Here is a 24,905-nt window from a genome sequence, read left to right on the forward strand (position 1 = left end):
AAGCCGAGTGGGCCTAAGGAACGAGCAATGAAAAGAGCATTTATTTTAGTACTAGACTCATTCGGTATTGGTGCAACCGCTGACGCTGAGAAATTTGGTGATGTAGGTTCAGACACACTAGGCCACATCGCAGAACAATGCGAAAAAGGCTTAGCAGATAACGACCAACGTCATGGCGCACTTCGCCTTCCAAACCTATCTAAGTTAGGTTTGGCAATGGCACATAAAGAGTCAACAGGTCGCTTCGCACCTGGCCTAGACGCTGATGCAGAAATCATCGGTGCTTACGGTCACGCTGCTGAGCTTTCTTCTGGTAAAGACACTCCGTCTGGTCACTGGGAAATTGCTGGCGTACCAGTTCTGTTTGACTGGGGCTACTTCACAGATAAAGCAAACAGCTTCCCTAAAGAGCTGACTGACCGCATTCTTGAGCGTGCAGGTCTAGATGGCTTCCTAGGTAACTGCCACGCATCTGGTACTCAAGTTCTTGATGACCTTGGTGAAGAGCATATGAAGACTGGGCAGCCAATCTTCTATACCTCTGCGGACTCTGTATTCCAAATCGCCTGTCACGAAGAGACATTCGGTCTAGACCGTCTACTAGAGCTTTGCCAAATTGCGCGTGAAGAACTAGAAGATTACAACATCGGCCGTGTAATCGCGCGCCCATTCATTGGCCCGGGTAAAGGTCAATTTGAGCGTACGGGTAACCGTCGTGACCTATCTGTAGAGCCACCATCAGCGACTATCTTACAAAAGTTAGTTGATGAGAAGGGCGGTCAGGTTCATTCCATCGGTAAGATTTCAGATATTTATGCTGGTTGTGGGATCACTAAGAAAACCAAAGCAACAGGCATTCCAGCACTATTTGAAGCAACGAAAGAAGCGATCAAAGAAGCGGGTGATAACACCATCGTATTCACTAACTTCGTCGACTTCGATTCAGCTTACGGTCACCGTCGTGATGTGGCGGGTTACGCTGCAGCGCTTGAGTACTTTGATGGTCGCATCAATGAAGTGCTAGAACTGATGGGTGAAGATGACGTGCTTATCCTAACAGCAGACCACGGCTGTGATCCAACATGGCCAGGTACTGACCATACTCGTGAGCACATCCCAGTATTGGTTTACGGTCAAAAAGTGCCAGCAGGCTCTCTTGGCTGCCGCGAAACATTCGCAGACATTGGCCAAACATTGGCGAGCTACTTCGGTACTTCTCCAATGGATTACGGTAAGAATTTCCTATAATTAGGATATTGAAAACTAGGAGCTGAATGCTCCTAGTTTTATGTTTGCAGTATGTAAGTACTGCTTGTCGGAAATGAGAATACTCTGGCTTATATCGCCTTAAGCGCGGAGCGCTAGAGAAAGGTTAAGGAAAAGAAAATGGCAACTCCACATATCAATGCTGAAATGGGTGCATTCGCAGACGTCGTACTGATGCCGGGTGACCCGCTACGTGCAAAATACATCGCAGAAACCTTCCTTGAAGACGTTGTGCAAGTGTGTGATGTGCGTAATATGTTCGGTTACACGGGCACATACAAAGGCCGTAAGATCTCGGTAATGGGCCACGGTATGGGTATCCCATCATGCTCGATTTACGCAACGGAGCTAATTAAAGACTTCGGCGTGAAGAAAATTATCCGTGTAGGTAGCTGTGGCGCAGTAAACGAAGACATCAAAGTGCGTGATGTTGTGATCGGCATGGGCGCGTGTACGGATTCTAAAGTGAACCGTATCCGTTTTAAAGGTCATGACTTTGCTGCAATCGCAGACTACAAAATGGTTCGCGCGGCAGAAGACGCAGCAAAAGCACGTGGCATTGATGTGAAAGTCGGTAACCTATTTTCAGCGGAGCTTTTCTACACGCCAGATCCAGAAATGTTCGACGTAATGGACAAGTACGGCATTGTTGGTGTTGAAATGGAAGCGGCGGGTATTTACGGCGTAGCGGCAGAATACGGTGCAAAAGCTCTGACAATCTGTACGGTTTCAGATCACATCAAAACGGGTGAGCAAACAACTTCTGATGAGCGTCAAACAACATTCAACGACATGATGCTAATCGCACTAGATTCAGTATTGCTAGGCGACGAAGAATAAGCGACAAAGAGTCATCTTAGTTTCTTGACATTAAGAACTAAAAGAACAGCCCGCACAATGCGGGCTGTTTTTGTATTAGATGCGATTACCGACTGACTATTTGGTTAGCAGTAGATTTTGCGCTTTTTTACGGCGGATAGGCTGTCTACGTAAAATCATAATGAATAACATGCCGCAAACAAAACTCATTAGCACCATCATGTACATGTAGCGATCACTCTTACGATAGTGGTGGTCAGAAATCGCGGTTACACGACCTGTCTCAAAGGTGACGCGAACAAAACCGATGAGTGCTTCATCGGCAAATACTGGTTCAACCAACTGCTGGCGGCCAATGGAAGCTGTTGCCAAAGGCGTGTCTAAGCCTAAAACTTCGCGTACCGATAGCGCATCTTCACTAGACGCTAAACGTACGCCTTGTGCATCATATATTGTCGCATCAAACACCAAACGGTCTTGTGCTAGCTGGTTTGTCAGCTTAAGTAAGCGTTCTTGATCTTTGGTCAAAATCATTTCACTGGCAGAAAGAGACGCCTGTGAAATCAAAACTTTGGTGAGTGTCTCAAGCTGCTGTGCTTGAATTTTCTCGTTGCCCTTACTGATCACAACACTGTTTTTGATCGTGATAAACAACATCACACACAGTAGGATTAGTGCCAGAATTCTTAGGGCATTCCTTACTGAGAACAAGGATTCACTCATGCTCTTTACTCATCCATTTAAAATAAAACAAAGACTTGCCTTTTTAGTTTGTTGAGGTAACGTTTTAGCAAAGTCATAAGGGATTATATACATGGACGCGTCAAAAAGCTTGCCTATCAGAAAACATACGACACTTTTAAAACGATTACCCGAGACTCGATTTGCCTCCCAACTAGATAAAGCAAAAGCAAACTGGATAGTGTTTGCAGAATACCTTTCGCCACGTCATTTTGAAGACATTGATTTCTTCACAGGTGTCTACAACCCCGTGTTAGAAACGTGGAAAGTTGGCCAATATGAAGTCGCCTTGATGGCAGGAGAGTTGACCCCTCAACACGAAACGATCTTACAAAGCCTCAACTTGGATTACGCCTCGCTTAATGAAGTTCCAGATCTCTCAACCCAAGGGTTGATTGTATTTGACATGGACTCAACGGCAATCCAGATAGAGTGTATTGATGAAATCGCAAAATTGGCCGGAGTCGGGGATGAGGTGGCAGAAGTTACTGAACGTGCGATGCAAGGAGAACTGGATTTTGAGCAAAGTTTGCGTCAACGCGTAGGCAAGCTCAAAGGTGCTGATGAATCAATTCTTGAACAAGTTCGTTCCCAATTGCCATTTATGCCGGACTTTGAAGCGTTAATCGCAACGTTAAAAGCACTAGGCTGGAAAACAGCGATTGCTTCCGGTGGTTTTACTTACTTCTCGGACTACATCAAAGATAAAGTCGATTTAGATTTTGCTCGCTCTAATCAGTTGGAAATCATTAATGGTAAGCTCACGGGGAACGTACTTGGCGATGTGGTTACCGCGCAGATGAAGTCAGATATCCTGGTGGAGTTGGCGGATGAATACGAAATTGAGCAGCACAACACGGTTGCTGTCGGTGATGGCGCTAACGATCTTGTGATGATGTCGGTGGCGGGCTTAGGTATCGCGTACCACGCAAAACCTAAAGTGGAAGCTCAAGCGCAATCTGCGATTCGATTTGCAGGCTTAGGCGGTGTGCTCTGTATTTTATCTGGTGCACTGGTGAAGCAGCAAAAGGTCAGCTGGAAAGCAAAACCTTAATTTATCCATTCAAAAACACCGCCTTTCTGGCGGTGTTTTTCGTTGACTTAGTATGGCTCTAAATTTACTCGGTTAACTCCAACCTAATTACAACTTCTTCCGTAATGTCTTCAAACTCACTGTAACCGACCAAAGCGGTCAGCTCCTTTTCTAATTTGCTCGCTTGATGTACACCAAATTGGGTTAAGTCACTTAAATCTTGTTGCAGCAACGATGTCATCGGATCGAAAATTGGGGCTGTAGATAAGCGAATCACGTAGAAGTCCCCCATCATTCGCGCTTTCTTTATAAATTGAATCCGTTCTTTTACGCTGTTGAACTCTTGATGAAGCTTAGACTCAATGCCTGTAATTTTATTGCCGACTTTGGCTGCGCTAATGTAGATATCCTGATGTCTTGCTTGAGCACCTTCTACACGCTTTATCGGCTCTGCGATTAATGTGCTTGTTCGACCTTTAAAGATAGGTTCAAGTGACAACAGTTGATCGTGTCCAAGGCGGGCAAAAAGCTCAATGTGCTTAGGTAGCGGCAAATTCACCCCAATAACGGGGGTTTTGATTGAAGACGACGCAGTTTTACTAATAAAAATGGGTGTGCTCAGAGTTCGAGAGAGCAACATGCTGTGCAGTCTTTCAAGTAACGCATTACTCGGTAGCATTTCTTTTTGCGGGATCAACTTATCTTGATTGTGCTCGATAATGCTGTTGAAAAAGGCGATCACTTTAATGGTGTGGCTGCTTTCATCAATAACTAACTGTACGCTACAGCCATCTGGGCTAACACGAATTACCCGGTATGGCACCGACGTTAAAGGCAGCTTTTTGTCGTAGAGTTGTAACTCTCGGAAGTTGACCTGAACCTCTTGCCCAGAGCGCAACATGGTAGGTTCGTCCAGTTTAATGCCGAGCCCTCGCTTTGAAATATCGACGGTGCTGCCGATCGCTGTGACGGGCCCAGAACGCAGTTCTATTGGGGTCTTAAATCGGTAACGAGGCTCTTTGCGACGAGACTTGGCATCAAAATAAATGCCTTTCGGGTTGCCTATAATTCTTCTCGGATGGCGAAATGCATTTAACGTATTTGCGGGTAAGCGCGGCTTTTCAGTGAGCAGATAATCCTGCCCTGATTTTTCGTCAGCAATTTCTTGCAAGATGCCAATGTGAGTCAATGATTGGGACGTTTCAGCTAACTGCGGAGAGAAAGCGGCTAAGTCTTCCTGTTCTTGCTCTGACAGTTCAAATATCGAAATTCTAAACGCGCGCCAACTTTCACGTTTAGCACCTAAATGCCAAAATAGCTGGCGTTGTTCACGAGTGGCCTCAGGACGAAGCATCGAATAGAAATAGGTTCGGTTTTCGTGCTCGTGAGTAAATGAATAAAGGACATTGGTGGTGCCTTTAACGCCAGGCTTAATGAGTGACGCGACTCGCTTCTCATTAAATAAGGACCCAAACATTTGCTGGTTCCTTTCATCATGCCAGTACTGCCAAAGCTTTTGATTGTTTGGCGTCAACATAGCGAGTTTCAGCTCACTGCCATCAAAGAATAGAGGTAAGCTGCTGGTGTGCTTAAGCGCGATGTGCTCATAACCACGAGTTCGAGCTCGAATGATCTTATCTTGATTATCGTGACGAGCTCTTTTCGCTGCGCTGTTGAGCGCTTCATCGATCACTCGAGTAACGACATTGGTTTCAGTTAAACGTATGGTTCTGAGGTATCGAACTGAGTCATTCTCGTAACAGTCATCAACCGCAAGTATGCGGTACGCCAGCGGTTTCTCGATACCGGCAACCTGAGATTTGCTGGCAAATTCAGTAAACGTGACCTGAATAATCTCCCCAAGGTTATATTTAAACGCACTTGGGACTTTGAACTTTGCGCCAGAGCAGGATAAGTCAATGCTTAACCCATGCAGAAGTTGCCCTTTAGAGCGGCAAATCTCGACTTGAGATTGGACTTTCAAGCGCTTTTCTTGGCGCTTTAAGTCATAGCCGAGGTGAACGGGCTCCGCTAAGAAAGGGCTTTTAGGATCCGTTAACGATTGCGTTTTTTGTTGAGTAAGACGTTTGCTCATTACGCGAAAGTTATTCCGTGTGTTGACCAAAGCTTCCCACATTCCCTCAGTGTAGCCGCCAAACTTTTTGATGTTTTTATGGTAAGCGTTGAAAGCAACGTCATCTAACCAATGTGGAATACCATCCAAAATATACTCGCGACATTCACCTTGGACGCGACCGCGCAGATCGATGCTTTTTTTGCACGGAGCCATCAAGCGGTTAAGTTCCATTTTCACTAAGATTTTGGCCGAAGGCGGCTCTTCCTCGGTCAATTGGCCAAGGACAAAGTCAAAGTCATCCGAACCGTAAACGGGAATGAGTCGTTCTGCGATCGAGAGAATTTCAGATTGCTGCATTATTTCTGTTAGAGTATGTCGTTACTTTAAATTGTATCGGCTAAGCGAAGTAAAACTTAAGTATATCAATAGTTCATTTCAGTTAAGGTCTGACTTGGCTGTGCTTAGTCACATTTGTAGAAAAAATCGAGGCATCATGGCGAAAGCAAAACGAGCGTATGTTTGTAATGATTGTGGCGCGGATTTTCCCCGTTGGCAGGGGCAGTGTAACGCATGTGGTTCGTGGAATACGATAACAGAAGTCCGTATCGCTGCATCGCCAACGGTTGCTCGCAATGAACGTTTATCCGGCTACGCTGGCTCCGCAACAGAAGCAACAGTTCAAACGTTATCCGAAATTGATCTGCAGGAAGTGCCACGCTTCACCAGTGGGTTTAAAGAACTTGACCGCGTATTAGGTGGGGGTGTTGTGCCCGGTGCCGCTATTTTGATTGGTGGTAACCCTGGCGCTGGTAAATCCACCTTGTTGCTGCAAACCATGTGTAGTTTGTCTGCGCAAATGCCAACGCTCTACGTAACAGGTGAAGAATCGTTGCAGCAGGTAGCAATGCGTGCTTCTCGACTAGGGTTGCCGAAAGAGCACTTAAAAATGCTATCGGAAACGAACGTCGACAAAATTTGCCAAATCGCCGAAAAAGAGCAACCTCGCATTATGGTGATTGACTCGATTCAGGTAATGCACGTTTCAGATGTTCAATCGTCACCGGGCAGTGTTGCTCAAGTACGTGAATCTGCGACTGCTCTGACACGATACGCAAAACAGAATAACGTCGCGGTATTTATTGTTGGTCACGTAACAAAAGATGGTACCCTTGCGGGCCCTAAAGTTCTTGAGCACATTATAGACTGTTCAGTGCTGCTTGATGGTGGTACTGATAGCCGCTTTCGCACATTGCGTAGTCATAAAAACCGCTTTGGCGCTGTGAATGAGCTCGGTGTCTTTGCAATGACAGGCCAAGGGTTGAAAGAAGTGAGTAACCCATCCGCGATTTTCCTTTCTCGTGGTGAAGAAGAAACATCAGGTTCTTCTGTTATGGTCGTGTGGGAAGGTACGCGTCCTCTATTAGTAGAGATTCAAGCGTTGGTGGATTACTCGCAATTGGCAAACCCTCGCCGTGTTGCGGTCGGTTTGGAGCAGAACCGCTTATCACTTTTGCTCGCTGTGTTGCATAAGCATGGTGGCTTACAAATGGCAGACCAAGATGTCTTTGTTAATGTGGTTGGCGGTGTTAAGGTGACGGAGACGAGTGCCGATCTTGCGTTAGTTATGGCGCTTTTATCGAGTTTTCGTGACCGTCCACTACCCAAAGATGTGGTTATTTTTGGTGAGGTCGGGCTTGCAGGCGAAATCCGTCCTGTGCCAAGTGGGCAAGAACGTTTGAATGAAGCGTTCAAACATGGTTTCAAGAAAGCCATTGTGCCTGCAGCCAACATGCCGAAAGGCGGCATTCCTGGCATGCAAATTCACGGCGTTAAGAAATTGTCGGAAGCTATAGAGGCTTTTGACGAGCTGTAATGCTCATAAGAATGGTATTTGTGGAATCACAAACTGTTCTATCCGTCCTCAATAAAATGCGAATAAAGTACATAAATTGCTGTGTTTGACTATGCTTTGGGGACGGAAATTTCACGTTAAAATTTTTTTTCTTCCATCCGCACGCAAGGGTATCAGTATTGACAGAATGTGATATACTCTGCGCGCACTTTATACCTTATTAACAGAGTAAGACAATGACTGATTTATCAAAATACAGAAACATTGGTATTTTTGCTCACGTAGACGCGGGTAAAACTACCTCTACAGAGCGTATCCTAAAGCTAACTGGTAAGATCCATAAGATCGGTGATACACACGACGGTTCAACTACAACTGACTTCATGGAGCAGGAAGCTGAACGTGGTATCACAATCCAGTCTGCAGCAACAACTTGTTTCTGGAACGATCACCGTCTAAACATCATCGATACTCCTGGACACGTTGACTTCACTATCGAAGTTTACCGTTCTCTAAAAGTACTTGACGGTGGTATCGGTGTATTCTGTGGTTCTGGTGGTGTTGAGCCTCAGTCAGAAACTAACTGGCGTTACGCTGACGAATCACACGTATCACGTCTGATCTTCGTTAACAAACTAGACCGTATGGGCGCAGATTTCTACAAAGTTGTAGATCAAGTACAAAACGTACTAGGTGCTACACCTCTAGTTATGACTCTACCTATCGGTATCGAAGAAGATTTCGTAGGTGTTGTAGACGTACTAAGCCAACAAGCTTACGTATGGGATGAGTCTGGCCAGCCAGAGAACTACGAAGTTCAAGATATTCCAGCAGACATGGTAGAAAAAGCTGCTGAATACCGTGAAATGCTAATCGAAACTGCTCTAGAGCAAGACGAAGATCTAATGATGGCTTACCTAGAAGAAGGCGAAGAGCCATCTCTAGAAGACATCAAACGTTGTATCCGTAAAGGTACTCGTGATCTAGCATTCTTCCCAACTTACTGTGGTTCAGCGTACAAGAACAAAGGTATCCAACTTATTCTTGACGCGGTAATTGATTACCTACCATCTCCAACAGAAGTTGATCCACAGCCTCTAACTGATTCAGAGACTGGTGAGCCAACTGGTGAAGTTGCGACTGTATCTGCAGACGAGCCACTACGTGCGCTTGCATTTAAGATCATGGACGACCGTTTTGGTGCTCTAACCTTTATCCGCATCTACTCTGGTAAGATGAAGAAAGGTGACACAGTACTTAACTCTGCAACTGGTAAAACAGAGCGTATCGGCCGTATGGTTGAGATGCACGCAGACGAGCGTAACGAGATCGATTCAGCACAAGCTGGTGACATCATCGCTGTAGTTGGTATGAAGAACGTTCAAACTGGTCACACTCTATGTGATCCTAAGCACGAATGTACTCTTGAGCCAATGATCTTCCCAGATCCAGTAATCTCTATCGCAGTTAAGCCTAAAGATAAAGGCGGCTCTGAGAAGATGGGTATCGCGATCGGTAAAATGGTTGCAGAAGATCCATCATTCCAAGTTGAGACTGATGAAGATTCAGGCGAAACTATCCTGAAAGGTATGGGTGAACTTCACCTAGACATCAAGGTAGATATCCTTAAGCGTACTTACGGCGTTGAGCTAGAAGTTGGTGCTCCACAGGTTGCTTACCGTGAAACTATCACTCAAGCAATCGAAGACAGCTACACGCACAAGAAACAGTCTGGTGGTTCTGGTCAGTTCGGTAAGATCGATTACCGTATCAAACCAGGTGAGCCAAACTCTGGCTTCACGTTCAAGTCAACAGTTGTTGGTGGTAACGTACCTAAAGAATTCTGGCCTGCAGTTGAGAAAGGCTTTGCGTCAATGATGGAGCACGGTGTTCTAGCTGGCTTCCCTACTCTAGACGTTGAAGTTGAACTATTCGACGGTGGTTTCCACGCAGTTGACTCTTCAGCAATCGCTTACGAAATCGCTGCTAAAGGCGCATTCCGTCAGTCTATGCCTAAAGCTGGTGCGCAACTTCTTGAACCAATCATGAAAGTTGACGTGTTCACTCCAGAAGATCACGTTGGTGACGTAATCGGTGACCTTAACCGTCGTCGTGGTATGATCAAAGACCAACAAGCTGCGTCTACTGGCGTACGTATCAAGGGTGATGTACCTCTATCAGAAATGTTTGGTTACATCGGTACTCTACGTACAATGACTTCTGGTCGTGGTCAGTTCTCTATGGAGTTCTCACACTACGCACCATGTCCAGCAAACGTTGCTGAGCAAGTAATTGCTGACGTTAAAGAGCGTAATGCTAAGAAGTAATTCTTAAGTTAACTCTATAACTTGAAAGCCCCGCCTAGTGCGGGGCTTTTTGTATCTAACCGCTTACACACAGCGCGTTTTTGTTTCGCTGATATAAGTCTTTGGTGTTGTTTACCGACTATTCTGAAGCTGAGCCAGTATTGCTAACATTGAGGTCGATGGTTTTAAAATCTGGTATCACTGACTTTTCAAATGTTTCTATTTCTTCTCTCAACCATTGTGCGAACAATTGGGCTTTAGGTCGCTTTAAGTAGCCTTTTGGAGCGCACAGGTAATACGCAAATTTGGGTTTAATGGCTATATCACCAATTCGGACCAGTTTGCCTGAACGGAAATATTGATGAGCTAAACTGTGTTTGACGAGCGCTACGCCTTGTAGTGATAACGCCGCTTCTAACACTAAGTGTGAGCCACTGTATTTTAAAGCAGGCTTTGCCGCTGAATGACCAAGTCTCGCTAACCACATGTTCCAGTCCAGATCTGGCCAAACGTCTTCGATGAGCTCTGCTTTGCTTAAATCTTCAATGCGATAGATGCCGTGCTCTTTCTGATATACCGGGTGACAGGCAGGATAAAAAGCTTCATCCATTAGCCATTGTGATTCTAAATTAGGGTATTTTCCTAAACCGTAACGGACACACAAATCGATCTGACTATCTTGAAAAGACACCAAATCATTGGTTGGTTCTAATAGTAAGGCGATATCAGGGTGACGCTGACGAAAAGCCGTAATTTTCGGGACTAACCAATGGTGAGCGAAAGAGGGGAGTGTTGATATCGAAAGGTGGTTAGGATTAGGATCTTGATTAACCAATCTCACCCCTTGCTGCAAATGAGCAAACCCTCTTTCTGCCTGAGTAAACAGCAGCTCTCCCTCAGGTGTGAGCACTATTTTTCTGTGCTGGCGAACAAATAAGTCCGTTCCTAAAAACTCTTCAAGATGACGAATTTGCTGACTGATGGCAGCTGGCGTAACAAACAATTCTTTTGCCGCTGTTTTAAAGCTACCTTCCTTTGCTGCAACGAAGAAGTAATACAGGCCCTGTAAAGGAGGCATTCGATCTTTCACATTAGTTTTCCTTAACTCAATGGCAGATTCTATCGTTTGAGGATATCAGCGTAGTCGCTGATTATTAAGTGGTCAACATTGTTATAGGAGTTGGTTACATGGAAAACATGACACACACTTGTGAGCGCACTTTACCAGCTGACCATCAGACCGGATTACAGTTAATTTATTCTAAACTTGCTAGTTGGAGAAGAAACTACAAGACACGTCGTCACTTGAGAGAGTTACCAGAACATCTTTGGGACGATATAGGATTAGATGAAAAGGAGATTAATAGTGAAGTGAGGAAGCCGTTTTGGAGAGAGTAGTTTATGAGTTTGATTCAAGCTCAGAATTAAACTGCACTCCCCAATGATATTGAGGAGTGCAGACAAGGCTATAAGTCTTCTTCCCACACAACCAATTCACCTTTCGGCCAGTTGTGACCAATTTCATGATACTTTTGCTCAAGCACATGACGTTTAATTTTGAGTGTTGGCGTCAATACGCCATTTTCAATGCTCCAAGGCTCTTTAATCATTAATACGCCTTTGATTTGCTCATGAGAGGCGAGTTCTTGATTCATTTTTGCAATGACTTTGCGGGTGGTTCGTGCGTACCGCTCTCGATCAAAGTTAGGAAAATCATGTGGCACAACCAAAAGAATCGGGGCTGGTAGCCCTAAACCGATTAGACACATCATCTCTACGCGACTGTATTCGAAAAGTTTTTTCTCGATAGGAACTGGAGAGACAAACTTACCTTTGGCGGTTTTAAAGTTATCTTTTTTACGGCCTTGAATGGTTAGGTAACCATCTGAGTCGATAGAGCCGATATCGCCTGTGTGTAGCCAGCCCTCTGAATCAAAAGACTCTTGGGTGGCAATGTCATTTTTGTAGTAGCCAGAAAATAGCCCTTTGCCACGCACCATGATTTCATCATCGTCAGCGATTTTTAACTCAATACCTGGTCCAGCATTACCGACACTACCAATTTTGTCAGCTCTAAATGGGTAGTTGAGCGTGCTATAAGCAAATGATTCTGTCATGCCCCAAGCTTCAGTAATATTGAGTCCTACAGAGTGGTACCATTCCAGCAGTGCTGGTGATACCGGGGCAGAGCCACAGCCTAATACTCGAGCCTGATCCAACCCCAATCCTTCTGCGAGCTTTTTCTTGATCAGAGAATTGACGAATGGGATTTTCAACAGAATGTTGAGCTTCTTCTGTGGAAGTTTGTCTTGAATACGTTGTTGGAATAGCGTCCATAATCGCGGGACTGAGATAAATAGAGTCGGGCGGTGCATTTTTACATCTTCGATAAAGGTATCCAATGATTCTGGAAATGCTGTTGGTACACCACCCATGATGGATGAGCCAAAAATGTAGACGCGCTCTGTAATATGAGCCAAAGGTAAGTAAGAAAATAGACGATCATTTTCTTGAATACCGATATGGTTTATCAGTTGTTGTACTGACCAGTTAAACGCTCCGTAGGTCAGCATCGCACCTTTCGGTAATCCTGACGTACCAGAAGTATACACCAAAGACATTAGCTTATCGTCGTAGTGCTGTGGACGCTCTTCACTTGGCATTGCATCAGCAATGAGCGCTTGATATTCATACTGACATTTTGGCGCGGTATCGTAGGGGAGCGCGATACTAATGAGCTCCGGCATTGCATCAATGACTTGCTGGGTTGCTTTAGGATCATCGAGTTTTCCGCCAATGAGCGCTTTACTCTCACTATGAGTCACACAGTATTCGATGGTGTCCGCGCCCGCGGTAGGAAAGATTGGCACACTGACATAATCGCCAAGCATCATCGCAAGATCGCAAATAAACCACTCTGCACAGTTTTTAGACACTAACGCCACTTTGTCGCCAGGCTGTACTCCGAGGTTGCGTAGTGCACTGACGAGTTTTAAGGCTTGATCGGCAACATCAGCGAACGTGTATTCAACAAATTGTCGGTTAATAATTTGCTTTAGGTAGACCTCATTTGGGCGCTCTTGAGCCCATTTGAGAATCATTTCATTTGGTGGTGGGAGAGCGCAACCAGCAGCGCTGTTTAGATTCGGCTGATTCATTTTTAGTGACTCCATGTCTTCTCGTTGTATTTATAATTGTTAACGCATTGTTAACTTTAGCATGTTAAATAACGACACGGGAATGCATTTTGATGAAATATGTGGGGAGGTTAGCGTTAGTTACCCCTAAAGTCGGTACTAATAGCGCCTAAAACTGTTGCCGATAATTCGCTGGGGACAGGCCTGTTTTTTTCTTAAAAATTCGAGAAAAGTAAGAGACATCTCGGTATCCACATTGATAAGCAATATAGGCAATTTTCATGGATTCATTTTCAACGAGCATTTTCTTTGCTAATGAAATGCGTTTCGCAGTGACATAATCACGAAAGCACATACCAACTTTGCGATGAAATACTTTGGAAAAGTAGTTCGGTGAGTAGTGACAAAGCGCAGCAGCTTCCTCTTCTCTTAGGTCTTTATGGACGTTATTGGCGATGTAATGAACCACGTCAGAAAAATTCGACTTTCCGCTTCGAGAAAAGAGTTTATCGACCGAAATTTGTTCTTCGTCGACCTTGCTGTGCAAAAAGTATTTCAATTTTATCTGTGATAGCCAAATCGGGAGGGTGATTTCATTCAACGTATAATATTCCGCACAAATATGCTTTGGCGGTAAGTGAGGCTCGATATCGGTTGGATGTATAACGATCAGTTTTTTGTCGAGATTTTCACAGAGCGTGATGACGCCTTTCAGGTGCTCTCGATGATCGCAAGTCATGTAGTAGAAGAAATAGCTGTGTTCTTTATCGCTAAGCACAGAGATATCTTTGCTACAGTCCATAATCTCAAAGCTCTTATCAAACTCACAGCGAAGTGATTCCGGCAGCGAGCAAAGAGTCTCTCCAATCCAATAAGCTTTGGTCAGTCTATCCATATGAATCCCGCTCAGCACGTACTACACCAACGTTAGTATGTATTGAGGTCAGTCGAGCCTCATTCCTTGAGCTTCAGACCTCACCCTTTCGTTTATTAAGCTTAGGCTTATATAGTCATACTGCAAGTGTGAAAGGTGTCACATAGTTGGTGGTGATGTGTCTCGTTATTGATACATTTTGATTCTGAAGCGCAGGTAGGCAAGAAAGTACCAACCTTTGGCAAAAAAGTCCTAACCCCCCTAATTCTCGGTGACTAATGTTTAAGCATGATTCAGGTGCACATGAGACCTGTATCATTAATAGCGAGATACGTTAAAGGGGATAATCTTATGGATAACTTTCGCAATCTAATCAAGGACTTCATGGAAGATGAAGAGGGGCTAACACTTTTAGAGTACATTCTAGGTGCGGCGTTAATTGTTACAGCGTTCTTGACTTCAGGCTTCTGGACGACTTTGTCTAACAAGTTTACTTCAGTAGCTGGTCGTATCAGCAGCTCGTAATGGTTAGCGAGTTAGTTATTTGGTCATTGCTTATTGCGATTGGAGTATCAGACGCTCAGAAACACAGAATACCAAACAAAGCGGTGCTTATGCTTTTGGTTGCTGTTACTGCAAACGTAATTTACAACCCAGCAACAAGTGGCTTGGATCATTTATATGGTGGGTTGGTTGCGTTTGCAGTGTGTTTCGCGCTGTATCTGTTCAAAGTAATGGCTGGAGGAGACGTTAAGTTGCTCGCCGTCATAGGGGCATGGCTGGGTCTGAGTAACCTTGGGGAAGCGTCTACTGGAATAATACTTGCTGGAGGCATCGTGGGCATTTTTTATCTAATGTTACACGTGTCATCGACTAGTGTTGCTCTATCACACCAGATAAAAGGGTATTGCTTAGAAAAAGTAACACCAGGCTTTAGGTCTAATAAGCCGTTAGTCATTCCTTTCGCGCCGATAATCGTAATTGGATTAGCTTATTTCTCCTACACCCATTAAATAATAATAAAAAATGGCATGCAGCATCAGTTGACTAGGCAACTTCAAGAGGGGAAGTGTGATGGGCTCTGTGTATTGGGAAAAACTCGTGCCACAAATAAATCCACCAAAGGTGCCTTCGTCTGTCGAGGGTCTTGGCGTGCCGTCTTCAGTTGTTGAAAACCTAGTGTTGAAACATCTGTCTGCCTATCCCAAATGTGACTTAATCGAATTAACGCAACGGCTTTGTATTGTTTCGAATATTGTCGAGCTTGCTTTGGCGCAGTTAAGAAAGCGAAGTTGGGTAGAAGTTTATCAGCCAGCATCAGACAAGTTGAGTACATCGTATTCCAACGTACGCTACAGTTTAACTGAGCTTGGGCTTGCAGAAGCAGACATTGCGTATAGAAAAGATCCGTATATCGGTCCTGTTCCCGTCTCTTTGGAAGAATATTGGACGGTTGTTGAGGGACAAGATCTTCGCAAGCATCCTATTAATCGCAATGATGTTGAGCGAGCGCTGTCTGACGTGTTTGGTTCGGATCATTTGATACCCGTTTTAGGACCAGCCATTAACTCGGGGCGCGCTTTGTTGCTGTATGGTCATGCGGGTACCGGTAAAAGCTACGTCGCATCAAGAGTGCTCAATGCAATGAACACTTCGGTATTCATTCCTTATGCCGTATATGCCGATGGCAACATCATCAAAGTGTTCTCAGAGCATCATCACCGTCGTTTAGACAACTCCCATTCTCAGGTTTTCGTTAAGTTGGAAACGCATTACGACAAACGCTGGGTTCTTTGTGAAAGACCAAACATTCAAGTGGGCGGTGAGCTGACATTGGATATGCTTGAGGTAAACCACAGCGAGCATAATCGTGTATGGATTGCGCCACTGCAAATGATGGCTAACAACGGAATCTTGGTGATTGATGACCTTGGTCGTCAGTCAATGCCTGTTGATGCCCTGCTAAACAGATGGATCGTTCCAATGGAGTACTTATTTGACCACCTAGCTTTGCCAAATGGTCAACAAGTCACGGTGCCGTTTATGCTCACTCTGGCATTCTCCTCCAACTTTGCACCAAGCAAAATTGCAGACCCCGCTTTTTTACGTCGTTTGGGTTACAAGATAGAGTTTACACCGCTTGGTTTGACAGATTATCAAGCGCTTTGGGTTTCGCTTGCTAAAGATTACCAAATGACGCTTGTGCCTGAGTTTTTCGATACGTTAAGTCAGTTACATCGCGACAATGATGTCGCCAACTACCCTTGTTTACCAAAAGACTTACTCGGTATTAGCCGCGATATTTTGGTGTTCGAAGGGAAAGAGAAGGTCGTCTCATCAGACATTTTAACCCGTGCCTGGGGACTGTACTTCACAGTGGATGAATAGGGAGATCTAAATTATGAGTCGGACTCAAGTCATCATGTTGCTGTTGCTCTCCATTGTTTTCGGCCTTGCCGCCGTGTTGATCGCTAAACAATGGATGGATGGCAGAAACCAACCAACTGTCGAGTTAGAAGAGGTCGAAAGACACCCAGTTTTAGTTGCCGCCATGGAACTAGAGCCAGGGACCATTCTATCTGAGAAACATTTGTCTACTAAGCTCATGGAAGTGGATTGGATAGACGATGAAACGCTAAAAGTACAAGAACAGGCATTGGGAAGAATTGTTGCCAATACCATTTATGCGGGCGAGCTGGTTAACTCGAATCGTCTTGCATTGCCCGGTGAGGGCGCGACACTTGCTGCTTTAATCCCTGAAAACAAACGAGCAATCACCATTCGTGTTAATGACGTTATCGGTGTGGCTGGGTTCTTGTTACCGGGCAATAAGGTCGATGTATTGAATACCGTGAGTTATGGACAAGGTAAAAACGCCACAACAAAAACGGTGCTTAAAAACATCAACGTTCTTGCGGTCGACCAAACAGCCAAAACCAATGATAACAAACCCGTTATTGTGCGTGCGGTGACTTTAGAAGTAACACCGAAAGAGGCAGAAAAGCTCTTATCGGCGAACAGCAAAGGCGACATTCAACTTGCTCTACGCAACCCTCATGAAGTGGATAAACCTGTTGTAGCAAGAAAATACACGCCACGACCTAGTGTGACCATTATTAAGGGATCTCAGGCATCCAGTGTCCGAGTCAGCAATTAGGTGAATTATGAAAACAATAATATTACTCGTTAGCCAGTTACTTTTTGTCAGCTTGTCTGTTAACGCAGCCACGGTGCAGTCAGGAAAAGTCGTGACCGTTGCGCATCACCAATCAACCCAATTGATGATATCCGGCCAAGCGAAGAAAGTGACGTTAGGGGATCCAGAAGTCTTGGATATTTTAGTGCTCAGATCGAACGAGCTGTTTCTTATTGGTAAGAAGTTAGGTACCACGAATGTGTCGGTGTGGGATCGCCGAGGCCGGTTAATTGAGCAGTTTAACGTGGAAGTCACGCATGATCTAAACACGCTTAAGTCGAAGCTTTATCAGTTCTTGCCGGATGAAAATATCGAAGTGCACAGTGCGCAAGAAAAAGTGGTACTTAGAGGCTTGGTCAGCAGTCAGCAAAACATGGACACTGCGGTCAAAATTGCTGAAACCTTCGCTTTGGGTGAAGCGGCAGATGAAGAAGATGACAGCTCTAAAGATGATGACAGCATGGTGATCAATCTACTTTCTATTGGCGGGGCTCAACAGGTGACGCTAGAAGTGACCGTTGCCGAAGTGCAGCGCACACTGGTAAGACGTTTTGACTCAAACTTCCACTTTTTCCAAAGAAGTGGAGACTTTACCTGGGGTGGTACGACTGCTGGTGGTGGTATTGATGGCATTGGACCGATTTTGAACGTCCCAACAGTCGAAGATTTCGGTTTTCTAGGGTCGTTTATCGATAGCAATACCTTGTTTACCTTCGCGCTTGATGTGGCGAAACAAAATGGCGTGGCGAAAGTGTTGGCAGAGCCTAGCCTTACCGCATTAAGTGGTACGCAAGCCGAGTTTGTCGCTGGTGGTGAATTCCCAATTCCAGTACCAAATGAAGATGGTATTACCATCGATTATAAAGAGTACGGTGTTCAACTCGACTTCGTTCCGTTTATTTTGAGTGATAAGAGAATCAACCTCAAATTGAACGTCAATGTGAGTGAAATCTCCAACTCAGGTGTGCTGACGTTTAATCCAAACGAAGTGAATGCCACGTTCTTTATTCCGCCAATCACCAAACGAAGTGCTGGCACCACGATTGAGCTGGCTGATGGCCAAACCATTGGTATTGCAGGCTTATTGAGTGAAAACGCACGTAATGTCGCGGATGGCATACCTGGAGCGAGTGATTTACCTGTTTTGGGGCGCTTGTTCAAGAGTGAAGAGTTTACCTCAGGGGAAACAGAACTTGTCATTCTGGTCACCCCTCGATTAGCAACCCCAATCGATCGACGTCGAATCACACTGCCAACGGATGGCTTTGTGGCTCCGAACGATGTGGAGTTCTATTTGCTTGGTAAAGGTGCTGAGTTGGATTTTGATAGATACCAGCTAAACGACATCAGCGAAGAAGATACTAACAACAACTTTATTCAATACGGTTCGTCAGAAGGTGGCTCTGAGGGCAAGTTTGGGCACAGTCTATAAGTGGGAGAGCAAGATGAAAAGCATAATGATAATGACCATTTGTTTCACATCATTCGGCTTGTTTGGCTGTGCGAATGACCCCGAGCTTGGTATCTCGGTTAGCCAGTTGCGCGCTGAACAAACTCTTAATCCAGAAGCGTGGTATGAGAATTTGGGTTATTTACCGGAAGGTAGTGGTGAGCGTACACAAGTTAGCTTAGAGGTATATAACAACAACGGGGTAGCCAAAGATGAGTAAGTGATGTGTTCACTTAGGAGGGGCTATGCGAAGGAATATGCATATAGCACCAAGGCGAACCCAGAAAGGGATTACCTTAGTGTTGATAAGCTTGGTTTTGTTGATTCTGCTAGGCGTTGCGGCGTTTGGTATTGATTTAAACCACCAAGTTCTTAATAAAACACGTTTACAGAATGCGGTCGATACTGCGGCCCTTGCAGGTGCTGTCGTTGCCGATAAGACAGAGGATGTGAATCAGGCTGAAACCGCAGTGAGAACAACGCTTAGTGGAATATCAACCGAGCCTGGAAATTCTGAGCTGACGTTTAGTGACAGTAATACAGCAGTGACATTCTCGCATGATATGCAGACGTTTGTAAGTGCAGCAAGTTTTACACCGCCATTGGGGGAGTACGATATTTATGTCCGCGTAGCGGTCACCGATATTAGCCTAACGCAGTATCTGAGTGGTTTGTTTGGGATTGATAAAGAGGTCTCTGCGAGTGCGGTTGCAGGGCGGAGTGCGGCTATTGCATATACGTGTAATTTAACGCCAATCGCCATGTGTGGTGATCCTGCTGGTGATGTGAGTGATGCATGGGGGTATCGTCCGCCGGGTTACGACCCTAATGTAGATATGGATCCTTCTCTAGTGCATGAGCTGAAAGTCGGGGATCAGAATAACACCGATATGGGGCCCGGGAACTTTCAGTTACTCGATTTTGGGCAAGAAACGGGTAATAGTGGTGCAGCCTTAGTTCGTGATGCATTGTCTGGTGCTTACAACGGTTGCGCCTCAATTGGCGATACCGTTACGACTAAACCAGGTAATAGTGCAGGTCCAGTTGCACAGGGACTGAATGTGAGGCTCAACGACTTTTCGGGACCGATTAAAAATGACGGAACGGTTTTACCAGACAAATACGTGAGAGAGCCCGATGTTTTGGCTGAGACCGATGCGGAGTACGCAGGTGACCTGTATTACGCCAACTATCGTCAGGAGCTAAGCTCTTGTGAAAGCGGTGGTGCTTGTGATGGCAGTAGTTATACCGGTGATGGTGGTCTGAACGGACGCCGTATTTTGCGTATCCCTATCGTAGATTGTACGGCCTCGACAGGTAAGTCTGATTTTGATGTTTTGGGCTTTGGTTGCTTCTTTTTACTACAAAAAGTCAGTAACTCAGGTCAATCATCAGTATTTGGGCAATTTCTTTATGATTGTTTAATTAATAACGGTTCTACTGGCACGGATCCGACAGATAAAGGCTTCTACCGTATCCATCTATACAAAGATCCGTTTAGCGGGGCCTCTTGATATGTTGTATTCAAATAGAAAGCATCAAAGGCCAAATATTTGCAGTCAACAAGGGCTGGCAATCATAGAGTTTATTCTCGCCTTGCCAGTGCTATTGATGCTAACCGTTTTAGTGATCGATGTGAGCCGAGCTTTTATTCAGTATACCGAGGTCAATAAAGCGCTGCAGAATGGGGCAAGGTATGCCGTCGTTGATACGTACGGCACGTTGAACTTTGAGTCAATTGCTGACGAAACCAGCATCAAGAATGTCGTTGTGTATGGAAGCCCAATTGCCTCTACTACACCTGTGATAGACCATATCAGTGTGGATGATATTGTCATTACCCAACCAACGAGTACCAATAAGGTGGTCACTCTATCGGCGACTTACAATTACGTGCCGATATTCTCGACCTTACCTTTTTCGACCACTTCTTTGCAATTTAGCATTGGGGCGACCACGTCTATGAGGACAGGCCCATGAAACGATTGATAACGAAACAAAAAGGAGTGACGCAGCTTGAGTTCTCGGTCATCGCTTTGGCCGTTATATTAGTCCTGTTTTTGATCATCGAGTTTGCGATCTATTTCTTTTCGGTGCAAATGGTCAATGAGGTAACACGAAGAGCTGCGAGGCTTGCTACCGTGTGCTATATCGCTGATAGGGATGACATTCCTAACTTACCAGCTGTATCAGATCTCTATCCATCAGGCTTTTCTGCGAGTAATTTACAGATAGATTATCTTGATGAAGCTGGTGCAAGTGTTGACGTATCAGGCTTTCTTTCTACCCCTCCAGCGTCTAATGACGTATTAAATGCGCAGTTTTCTCAAATTAAATATGTTCGAGCAAGAGCGGTGAATTATACTTTTCAGTTTTTTGTTTTAGCTGCTTTAATTAATGCAGTAGGGAGTACTCCAGCTTTTGAAACTATATTGCCTGCAGAGAGTTTAGGAATACTTAGACCCGAAGGGACCAATGTCATTACGGATTGCTAATGGAGTAGCTTTATGTTGAAACCAGTTAAAATAAATGAAGAAACATATAAAAGTTTAAAAACTAACTTGATAGTTTGGATAGTTTATTCTACGTCAAACTTTAAAATTCATATTGCTGATGAATTATCCGGATGTGTCAATCTAAATATTGATTGGATAGAGCTAGAGTCTTTTAATTTAGACTTTGTGAAAAATAAGCAAATTCCCGATCTTATTTATATTGAAACCGGTGAAAGTTGGGCGCAGAAAGTGGCTCATGTGTACTCTAGTGACAGTAGCTTACAGCATAATCACACCGCTTTGATTGTCTTTGGTGATGAAAACGATACGGCATCTCTCAAAATGGCGTTGAGGCTTGGCGCAACAGACTATTTGTCGCGTTCTGTTGATCTTGGTGAGCTTTATCCGCTATTAAAATCGACCGCGGATGAAAAGATTGCCAATAAACAAATGGGCGATTTAACTTTATTTATCAATACAAAAGGTGGTTCGGGTGCAACAACACTGGCGATCAACACCGCGATAGAACTGTCAAGTTACGCGAAGAGTAAAGTATTGCTCATTGACTTAGATATGCAGTTTAGTGATGCGGCCGATTATTTAAACTGTAAGCCAAAATACAATATTAATGATGTGATTGATTCTGTTAATGATTTGGATGAGTTATCACTAGAAGGTCTCGTATATCAACATCCTTCAGGTTTGAATTATTTATGTTTTAACCAAAATGATACCAAGGATAATCATAAACACGCAGTTCAAGTCAGTAAGTTATTACCTATTCTGAGACAGTTTTACTCACATATTATTGTGGATTTGTCTCATGGTGTTGAGCATGTTTATCAACAAATTGTTTCTCCGGCTACGCATATCTTTTTAATTATGCAGCAGAATGTTACTTCGGTTAAGCATGCTGTCAGCTACATACGTTCTTTAGAATTAGACTATGGTTTAAGTAGTCATCAGGTTGAACTGATTGTTAATCGTTTTGAAAAGAAATCAACAATATCTTTGAAAGACATTGAAAATGCAGTTAGTGGACATGCGATACATTTAGTACCTAATAATTTTGCTATTGCTATCGAGAGCGCTAATTTGGGTAACCCAATTGTTCAATCTAAGAAAAATAGTGCGCTGAAAGCTTCTTTGGCTGAAATATCGCACTTATTAGAAAGTCCGACCAAAGAGAATCAAAGTTGGATCAAAAAACTATTTTCTTAGTAAGGGGGAGTTATGTTTTTCAAACGGAAAGGCGTCGGGAGTTCTTTCAATTCCGTAGATGAAACAAAAGAATCCAAAGTTGTGAATGTCGAGTTGGCAAAATCTGACGAAGATACGTCAGATGAGCAAAGGGCTTTATCGCCTGTTGAAGCCAAGATGAAAGCGATCGAGGAGCAGAAAAAACAGCTAGAACAAGATCTCTCGATCAAACACTACTATCACAAAAAGCTACTGGATACCTTGGATCTCGGGCTTCTATCGCACTTGCAAGAAGATCGTGCGAAAGAGGAGTTACGCGAAGCGGTCGTTCAGCTCATTGCTGAAGATCAAACACACCCGTTGAGCTCTGAAGCTCGCAATCGCGTGATACATCAAATTGAAGATGAAGTGTTTGGTCTAGGGCCGCTGGAACCGCTGCTTGAAGACCCAACGATTTCAGATATCTTGGTCAATGGTCCGAAAAATATCTTTGTCGAACGTTTTGGTAAGCTCGAGAAAACGCCACATACCTTCTTAGATGAGCGCCATCTGCGCAACATCATTGATCGCATTGTTAGCCAGGTTGGACGAAGAATCGATGAAGCATCACCAATGGTGGATGCTCGACTCAAAGACGGTTCGCGTTTCAATGCGATTATTCCTCCTCTTGCCATTGATGGCCCTTCCGTTTCTATTCGACGTTTTGCGGTTGAACGTTTGAATATGGATAACCTATTAGAGCTTGGTTCGTTATCTCCAGAGATGGCGAAGTTTCTCAATGCTGCGGTCGTGGGGGAAATGAATATCCTGATATCTGGTGGTACAGGCTCTGGTAAAACAACCACGCTGAATATTTTGTCGGGCTTCATTCCAAGTGATCAACGTATTGTGACCATTGAGGATTCGGCAGAGTTACAACTCCAACAACCACATATTATTCGCTTAGAAACACGTCCTTCTAACATCGAGGGTAAAGGCGAAATATCTCAGCGCGATTTAGTGAAAAACTCGCTACGTATGCGTCCTGACCGGATAGTTGTTGGTGAGGTTCGTGGCTCAGAAGCGGTGGATATGTTATCGGCAATGAACACGGGTCATGATGGGTCGCTGGCCACCATTCACGCGAACACACCAAGGGATGCGTTGAGCCGTATTGAGAATATGTTCTCGATGGCGGGTTGGAATGTGTCGACCAAAAACTTGAGAGCGCAGATTGCCTCCGCCATCAATATTGTCGTGCAAATGGATCGCCAAGAAGACGGTAAACGCCGCATGGTCAGCGTACAAGAAATCAATGGCATGGAAGGCGACGTTATCACCATGTCGGAGATCTTCACCTTCCAAAGAAGAGGGGTCGATCAAGAAGGCAATGTGTTAGGTGATTACATGGCAACAGGGATTGTACCAAGCTGTCATGACCAATTAGTAAAACGAGGCTTAGACGTACCATTTGAAATATTCAATGAAAAAGCCCGTTAGGAGATTGCTATGGATAGTCAATTCCCCCTTTTTCTTGTGCTGCTTTTTTTGTCCGTATTCTTTATTAGCCAGGCGTTAATTCTGCCTTCTGCGGGTAAAAAGGTTAAGCATAAGCAGTTAATTAAGCGGATACACGAAAGCCATAAACACATCGATCAAGAGAGTATTTCCCTACTAAGGGAAAACTCGCTCAAAAACCTTTCTCCATTAGAGCGATGGCTTGTGAGGTTCAGCCTATTCGATAACTTTAAGAAGAAATTGGAATTGGCTGGGATACACATGGGGTTCAGTCGGTTTATTTTTCTCACCTTCCTCGGTGGGGTTGCGGTTGGGCTATTTCTGTTCTTATTCGGGCAAGTCTGGTACCTCTGTGCCGGTGTTGCTGTCGCTTGTTGGGTGTCGGTTTACTTCTACTTACAGAAAAGAATTGCAGATCGTTTAATGAAGTTCGAAGAGCAACTGCCAGAGGCGCTCGATATCATTAAGCGAGTACTACAGGCCGGTCAGCCAATTACACAAGCGTTTGGGGAAGTAGGCAGAGAGGTCAGTGCGCCGCTTGGCCCTGAGTTCATGAATACCTTTAACTTACTCAACTATGGTTATGACCTCCGCTTGGCGATTATGCAAATGTCGGAAAGAACCCCTACGGTATCCATGCTTGCTTTCTCGAGTGCGGTGTTACTGCAAAAAGAAACTGGTGGTAACTTAGTCGAAAACATTGAAAAGCTCTCTCATATCCTACGTGCTCGTTTCAAACTCGCTCGAAAAATCAAAACCATTTCTGCGGAATCTCGAATGTCGGCATGGGTATTAGTATTAGCGCCTTTTGGGTTGTACGTCATCATTTCACTCGTTCGGCCTGAGTATATTGAGCTGCTTCATACGCACCCAATGGGGATCAAAATGGTGATTGGTGGGATGGTGGCCTTATTTATCGGGACGCTGTGGATTCGTAAAATCGTCAATATTGAGGTGTAGCT

At 44.5% G+C, this 24,905-nt stretch carries 23 protein-coding genes; 18 read left to right on the forward strand and 5 right to left on the reverse strand.

All coding sequences use genetic code 11. The annotated features are described in order from the left end of the window. Nucleotides 1-27: 27 nt before the first annotated feature. Together MSG33_RS13080 and deoD are read left to right on the forward strand one after the other, a co-directional pair. Complete coding sequence (locus tag MSG33_RS13080) at nucleotides 28-1,248, forward strand: phosphopentomutase (protein ID WP_248381255.1); 1,221 nt, start codon at nucleotides 28-30, stop codon at nucleotides 1,246-1,248. A gap of 138 nt (nucleotides 1,249-1,386) precedes the next feature. Next, nucleotides 1,387-2,106: a purine-nucleoside phosphorylase gene (deoD, locus tag MSG33_RS13085; RefSeq protein WP_006742381.1), complete on the forward strand. Its 720-nt coding sequence runs from the start codon at nucleotides 1,387-1,389 to the stop codon at nucleotides 2,104-2,106. Between the two features lie 96 nt (nucleotides 2,107-2,202). Here deoD and MSG33_RS13090 read toward each other — a convergent pair whose 3' ends face one another. Further along, the gene (locus MSG33_RS13090) at nucleotides 2,203-2,808 is read right to left on the reverse strand and encodes a YtjB family periplasmic protein (RefSeq protein ID WP_041852892.1); all 606 of its coding nucleotides are present in this window, start codon (nucleotides 2,806-2,808) and stop codon (nucleotides 2,203-2,205) included. Between the two features lie 91 nt (nucleotides 2,809-2,899). Here MSG33_RS13090 and serB point away from each other — a divergent pair, with 91 nt between their 5' ends. Continuing rightward, nucleotides 2,900-3,880 carry a phosphoserine phosphatase gene (gene serB / locus MSG33_RS13095; protein WP_006742382.1) on the forward strand — a complete coding sequence of 327 codons (981 nt, stop codon included), beginning with the start codon at nucleotides 2,900-2,902 and terminating at the stop codon, nucleotides 3,878-3,880. A 64-nt stretch (nucleotides 3,881-3,944) separates the two neighbouring features. On the opposite strand, the gene MSG33_RS13100 is transcribed toward serB, so the two are convergent. Next, a complete protein-coding gene (locus MSG33_RS13100) occupies nucleotides 3,945-6,293 on the reverse strand; it encodes a PilZ domain-containing protein (protein ID WP_145473524.1) in 2,349 nt (782 codons plus the stop codon). 136 nt (nucleotides 6,294-6,429) lie between these two features. On the opposite strand from MSG33_RS13100, the gene radA reads away from it, so the two are divergent. Together radA and fusA are read left to right on the forward strand one after the other, a co-directional pair. Next, a complete protein-coding gene (gene radA, locus MSG33_RS13105; protein WP_046875036.1) occupies nucleotides 6,430-7,809 on the forward strand; it encodes a DNA repair protein RadA in 1,380 nt (459 codons plus the stop codon). A 215-nt stretch (nucleotides 7,810-8,024) separates the two neighbouring features. Beyond that, on the forward strand, nucleotides 8,025-10,115 hold the full coding sequence (gene fusA / locus MSG33_RS13110) for an elongation factor G (protein WP_012841459.1): 2,091 nt from the start codon (nucleotides 8,025-8,027) through the stop codon (nucleotides 10,113-10,115). A 118-nt stretch (nucleotides 10,116-10,233) separates the two neighbouring features. Here fusA and MSG33_RS13115 read toward each other — a convergent pair whose 3' ends face one another. Continuing rightward, nucleotides 10,234-11,184 (reverse strand): LysR substrate-binding domain-containing protein, encoded by a 951-nt coding sequence (locus tag MSG33_RS13115; protein WP_065645470.1) that lies wholly within the window; start codon nucleotides 11,182-11,184, stop codon nucleotides 10,234-10,236. A gap of 98 nt (nucleotides 11,185-11,282) precedes the next feature. Here MSG33_RS13115 and MSG33_RS13120 point away from each other — a divergent pair, with 98 nt between their 5' ends. Then, entirely contained in the window at nucleotides 11,283-11,492 is a 210-nt protein-coding gene (locus tag MSG33_RS13120; protein ID WP_041852893.1) for a DUF1127 domain-containing protein, read from the forward strand. Nucleotides 11,493-11,560: 68 nt separating this feature from the next. On the opposite strand, the gene MSG33_RS13125 is transcribed toward MSG33_RS13120, so the two are convergent. Further along, nucleotides 11,561-13,252 carry an AMP-binding protein gene (locus MSG33_RS13125; RefSeq protein ID WP_012841461.1) on the reverse strand — a complete coding sequence of 564 codons (1,692 nt, stop codon included), beginning with the start codon at nucleotides 13,250-13,252 and terminating at the stop codon, nucleotides 11,561-11,563. Nucleotides 13,253-13,400: 148 nt separating this feature from the next. Beyond that, nucleotides 13,401-14,126 carry a helix-turn-helix domain-containing protein gene (locus MSG33_RS13130; RefSeq protein WP_006742387.1) on the reverse strand — a complete coding sequence of 242 codons (726 nt, stop codon included), beginning with the start codon at nucleotides 14,124-14,126 and terminating at the stop codon, nucleotides 13,401-13,403. Nucleotides 14,127-14,456: 330 nt separating this feature from the next. Between MSG33_RS13130 and MSG33_RS13135 the strand changes: the two genes are divergently transcribed. The 12 genes from MSG33_RS13135 to MSG33_RS13190 all read left to right on the forward strand — a co-directional run bounded on the left by MSG33_RS13135 (nucleotide 14,457) and on the right by MSG33_RS13190 (nucleotide 24,903). Further along, nucleotides 14,457-14,630, forward strand: coding sequence for a hypothetical protein (locus MSG33_RS13135; RefSeq protein WP_031781043.1), 174 nt, complete (start codon nucleotides 14,457-14,459; stop codon nucleotides 14,628-14,630). Then, a complete protein-coding gene (locus tag MSG33_RS13140) occupies nucleotides 14,630-15,118 on the forward strand; it encodes an A24 family peptidase (RefSeq protein WP_041852894.1) in 489 nt (162 codons plus the stop codon). Before MSG33_RS13135 ends, MSG33_RS13140 begins: the two co-directional genes overlap by 1 nt. A gap of 61 nt (nucleotides 15,119-15,179) precedes the next feature. Further along, nucleotides 15,180-16,493, forward strand: a complete 1,314-nt coding sequence (locus MSG33_RS13145; protein WP_006742388.1) for a hypothetical protein — start codon at nucleotides 15,180-15,182, stop codon at nucleotides 16,491-16,493. 13 nt (nucleotides 16,494-16,506) lie between these two features. Further along, complete coding sequence (gene cpaB / locus MSG33_RS13150) at nucleotides 16,507-17,262, forward strand: Flp pilus assembly protein CpaB (RefSeq protein ID WP_006742389.1); 756 nt, start codon at nucleotides 16,507-16,509, stop codon at nucleotides 17,260-17,262. 7 nt (nucleotides 17,263-17,269) lie between these two features. Then, nucleotides 17,270-18,733 (forward strand): type II and III secretion system protein family protein, encoded by a 1,464-nt coding sequence (locus MSG33_RS13155; RefSeq protein ID WP_006742390.1) that lies wholly within the window; start codon nucleotides 17,270-17,272, stop codon nucleotides 18,731-18,733. 13 nt (nucleotides 18,734-18,746) lie between these two features. Then, nucleotides 18,747-18,971 (forward strand): hypothetical protein, encoded by a 225-nt coding sequence (locus MSG33_RS13160; protein ID WP_012841463.1) that lies wholly within the window; start codon nucleotides 18,747-18,749, stop codon nucleotides 18,969-18,971. 25 nt (nucleotides 18,972-18,996) lie between these two features. Continuing rightward, entirely contained in the window at nucleotides 18,997-20,265 is a 1,269-nt protein-coding gene (locus MSG33_RS13165) for a pilus assembly protein TadG-related protein (RefSeq protein WP_048625933.1), read from the forward strand. Between the two features lies 1 nt (nucleotide 20,266). Then, complete coding sequence (locus MSG33_RS13170) at nucleotides 20,267-20,731, forward strand: TadE/TadG family type IV pilus assembly protein (protein WP_048625932.1); 465 nt, start codon at nucleotides 20,267-20,269, stop codon at nucleotides 20,729-20,731. Next, the gene (locus tag MSG33_RS13175) at nucleotides 20,728-21,246 is read left to right on the forward strand and encodes a TadE family protein (RefSeq protein ID WP_041852895.1); all 519 of its coding nucleotides are present in this window, start codon (nucleotides 20,728-20,730) and stop codon (nucleotides 21,244-21,246) included. The genes MSG33_RS13170 and MSG33_RS13175 overlap by 4 nt, the downstream gene beginning before the upstream one ends. Before the next feature lie 12 nt (nucleotides 21,247-21,258). Then, a complete protein-coding gene (locus tag MSG33_RS13180) occupies nucleotides 21,259-22,467 on the forward strand; it encodes an AAA family ATPase (RefSeq protein WP_048625931.1) in 1,209 nt (402 codons plus the stop codon). 12 nt (nucleotides 22,468-22,479) lie between these two features. Then, nucleotides 22,480-23,925, forward strand: a complete 1,446-nt coding sequence (locus tag MSG33_RS13185) for a CpaF family protein (RefSeq protein ID WP_006742393.1) — start codon at nucleotides 22,480-22,482, stop codon at nucleotides 23,923-23,925. A 9-nt stretch (nucleotides 23,926-23,934) separates the two neighbouring features. Then, a complete protein-coding gene (locus MSG33_RS13190) occupies nucleotides 23,935-24,903 on the forward strand; it encodes a type II secretion system F family protein (protein WP_006742394.1) in 969 nt (322 codons plus the stop codon). Nucleotides 24,904-24,905 lie beyond the last annotated feature (2 nt).

Origin of the sequence: Vibrio sp. 1CM7H (assembly GCF_023161645.1) — a bacterium.
In the GTDB taxonomy this organism is placed as follows: domain Bacteria; phylum Pseudomonadota; class Gammaproteobacteria; order Enterobacterales; family Vibrionaceae; genus Vibrio; species Vibrio diabolicus.

Coding starts and splice junctions, on each gene's coding strand:
- MSG33_RS13080 (WP_248381255.1), top strand. CDS start 28: ATGAAAAGAGCATTTATTTTAGTACTAGACTCATTCGGTATTGGTGCA.
- deoD (WP_006742381.1), top strand. CDS start 1,387: ATGGCAACTCCACATATCAATGCTGAAATGGGTGCATTCGCAGACGTC.
- MSG33_RS13090 (WP_041852892.1), bottom strand. CDS start 2,808: ATGAGTGAATCCTTGTTCTCAGTAAGGAATGCCCTAAGAATTCTGGCA.
- serB (WP_006742382.1), top strand. CDS start 2,900: ATGGACGCGTCAAAAAGCTTGCCTATCAGAAAACATACGACACTTTTA.
- MSG33_RS13100 (WP_145473524.1), bottom strand. CDS start 6,293: ATGCAGCAATCTGAAATTCTCTCGATCGCAGAACGACTCATTCCCGTT.
- radA (WP_046875036.1), top strand. CDS start 6,430: ATGGCGAAAGCAAAACGAGCGTATGTTTGTAATGATTGTGGCGCGGAT.
- fusA (WP_012841459.1), top strand. CDS start 8,025: ATGACTGATTTATCAAAATACAGAAACATTGGTATTTTTGCTCACGTA.
- MSG33_RS13120 (WP_041852893.1), top strand. CDS start 11,283: ATGGAAAACATGACACACACTTGTGAGCGCACTTTACCAGCTGACCAT.
- MSG33_RS13125 (WP_012841461.1), bottom strand. CDS start 13,252: ATGAATCAGCCGAATCTAAACAGCGCTGCTGGTTGCGCTCTCCCACCA.
- MSG33_RS13130 (WP_006742387.1), bottom strand. CDS start 14,126: ATGGATAGACTGACCAAAGCTTATTGGATTGGAGAGACTCTTTGCTCG.
- MSG33_RS13135 (WP_031781043.1), top strand. CDS start 14,457: ATGGATAACTTTCGCAATCTAATCAAGGACTTCATGGAAGATGAAGAG.
- MSG33_RS13140 (WP_041852894.1), top strand. CDS start 14,630: ATGGTTAGCGAGTTAGTTATTTGGTCATTGCTTATTGCGATTGGAGTA.
- MSG33_RS13145 (WP_006742388.1), top strand. CDS start 15,180: ATGGGCTCTGTGTATTGGGAAAAACTCGTGCCACAAATAAATCCACCA.
- cpaB (WP_006742389.1), top strand. CDS start 16,507: ATGAGTCGGACTCAAGTCATCATGTTGCTGTTGCTCTCCATTGTTTTC.
- MSG33_RS13155 (WP_006742390.1), top strand. CDS start 17,270: ATGAAAACAATAATATTACTCGTTAGCCAGTTACTTTTTGTCAGCTTG.
- MSG33_RS13160 (WP_012841463.1), top strand. CDS start 18,747: ATGAAAAGCATAATGATAATGACCATTTGTTTCACATCATTCGGCTTG.
- MSG33_RS13165 (WP_048625933.1), top strand. CDS start 18,997: ATGCGAAGGAATATGCATATAGCACCAAGGCGAACCCAGAAAGGGATT.
- MSG33_RS13170 (WP_048625932.1), top strand. CDS start 20,267: ATGTTGTATTCAAATAGAAAGCATCAAAGGCCAAATATTTGCAGTCAA.
- MSG33_RS13175 (WP_041852895.1), top strand. CDS start 20,728: ATGAAACGATTGATAACGAAACAAAAAGGAGTGACGCAGCTTGAGTTC.
- MSG33_RS13180 (WP_048625931.1), top strand. CDS start 21,259: ATGTTGAAACCAGTTAAAATAAATGAAGAAACATATAAAAGTTTAAAA.
- MSG33_RS13185 (WP_006742393.1), top strand. CDS start 22,480: ATGTTTTTCAAACGGAAAGGCGTCGGGAGTTCTTTCAATTCCGTAGAT.
- MSG33_RS13190 (WP_006742394.1), top strand. CDS start 23,935: ATGGATAGTCAATTCCCCCTTTTTCTTGTGCTGCTTTTTTTGTCCGTA.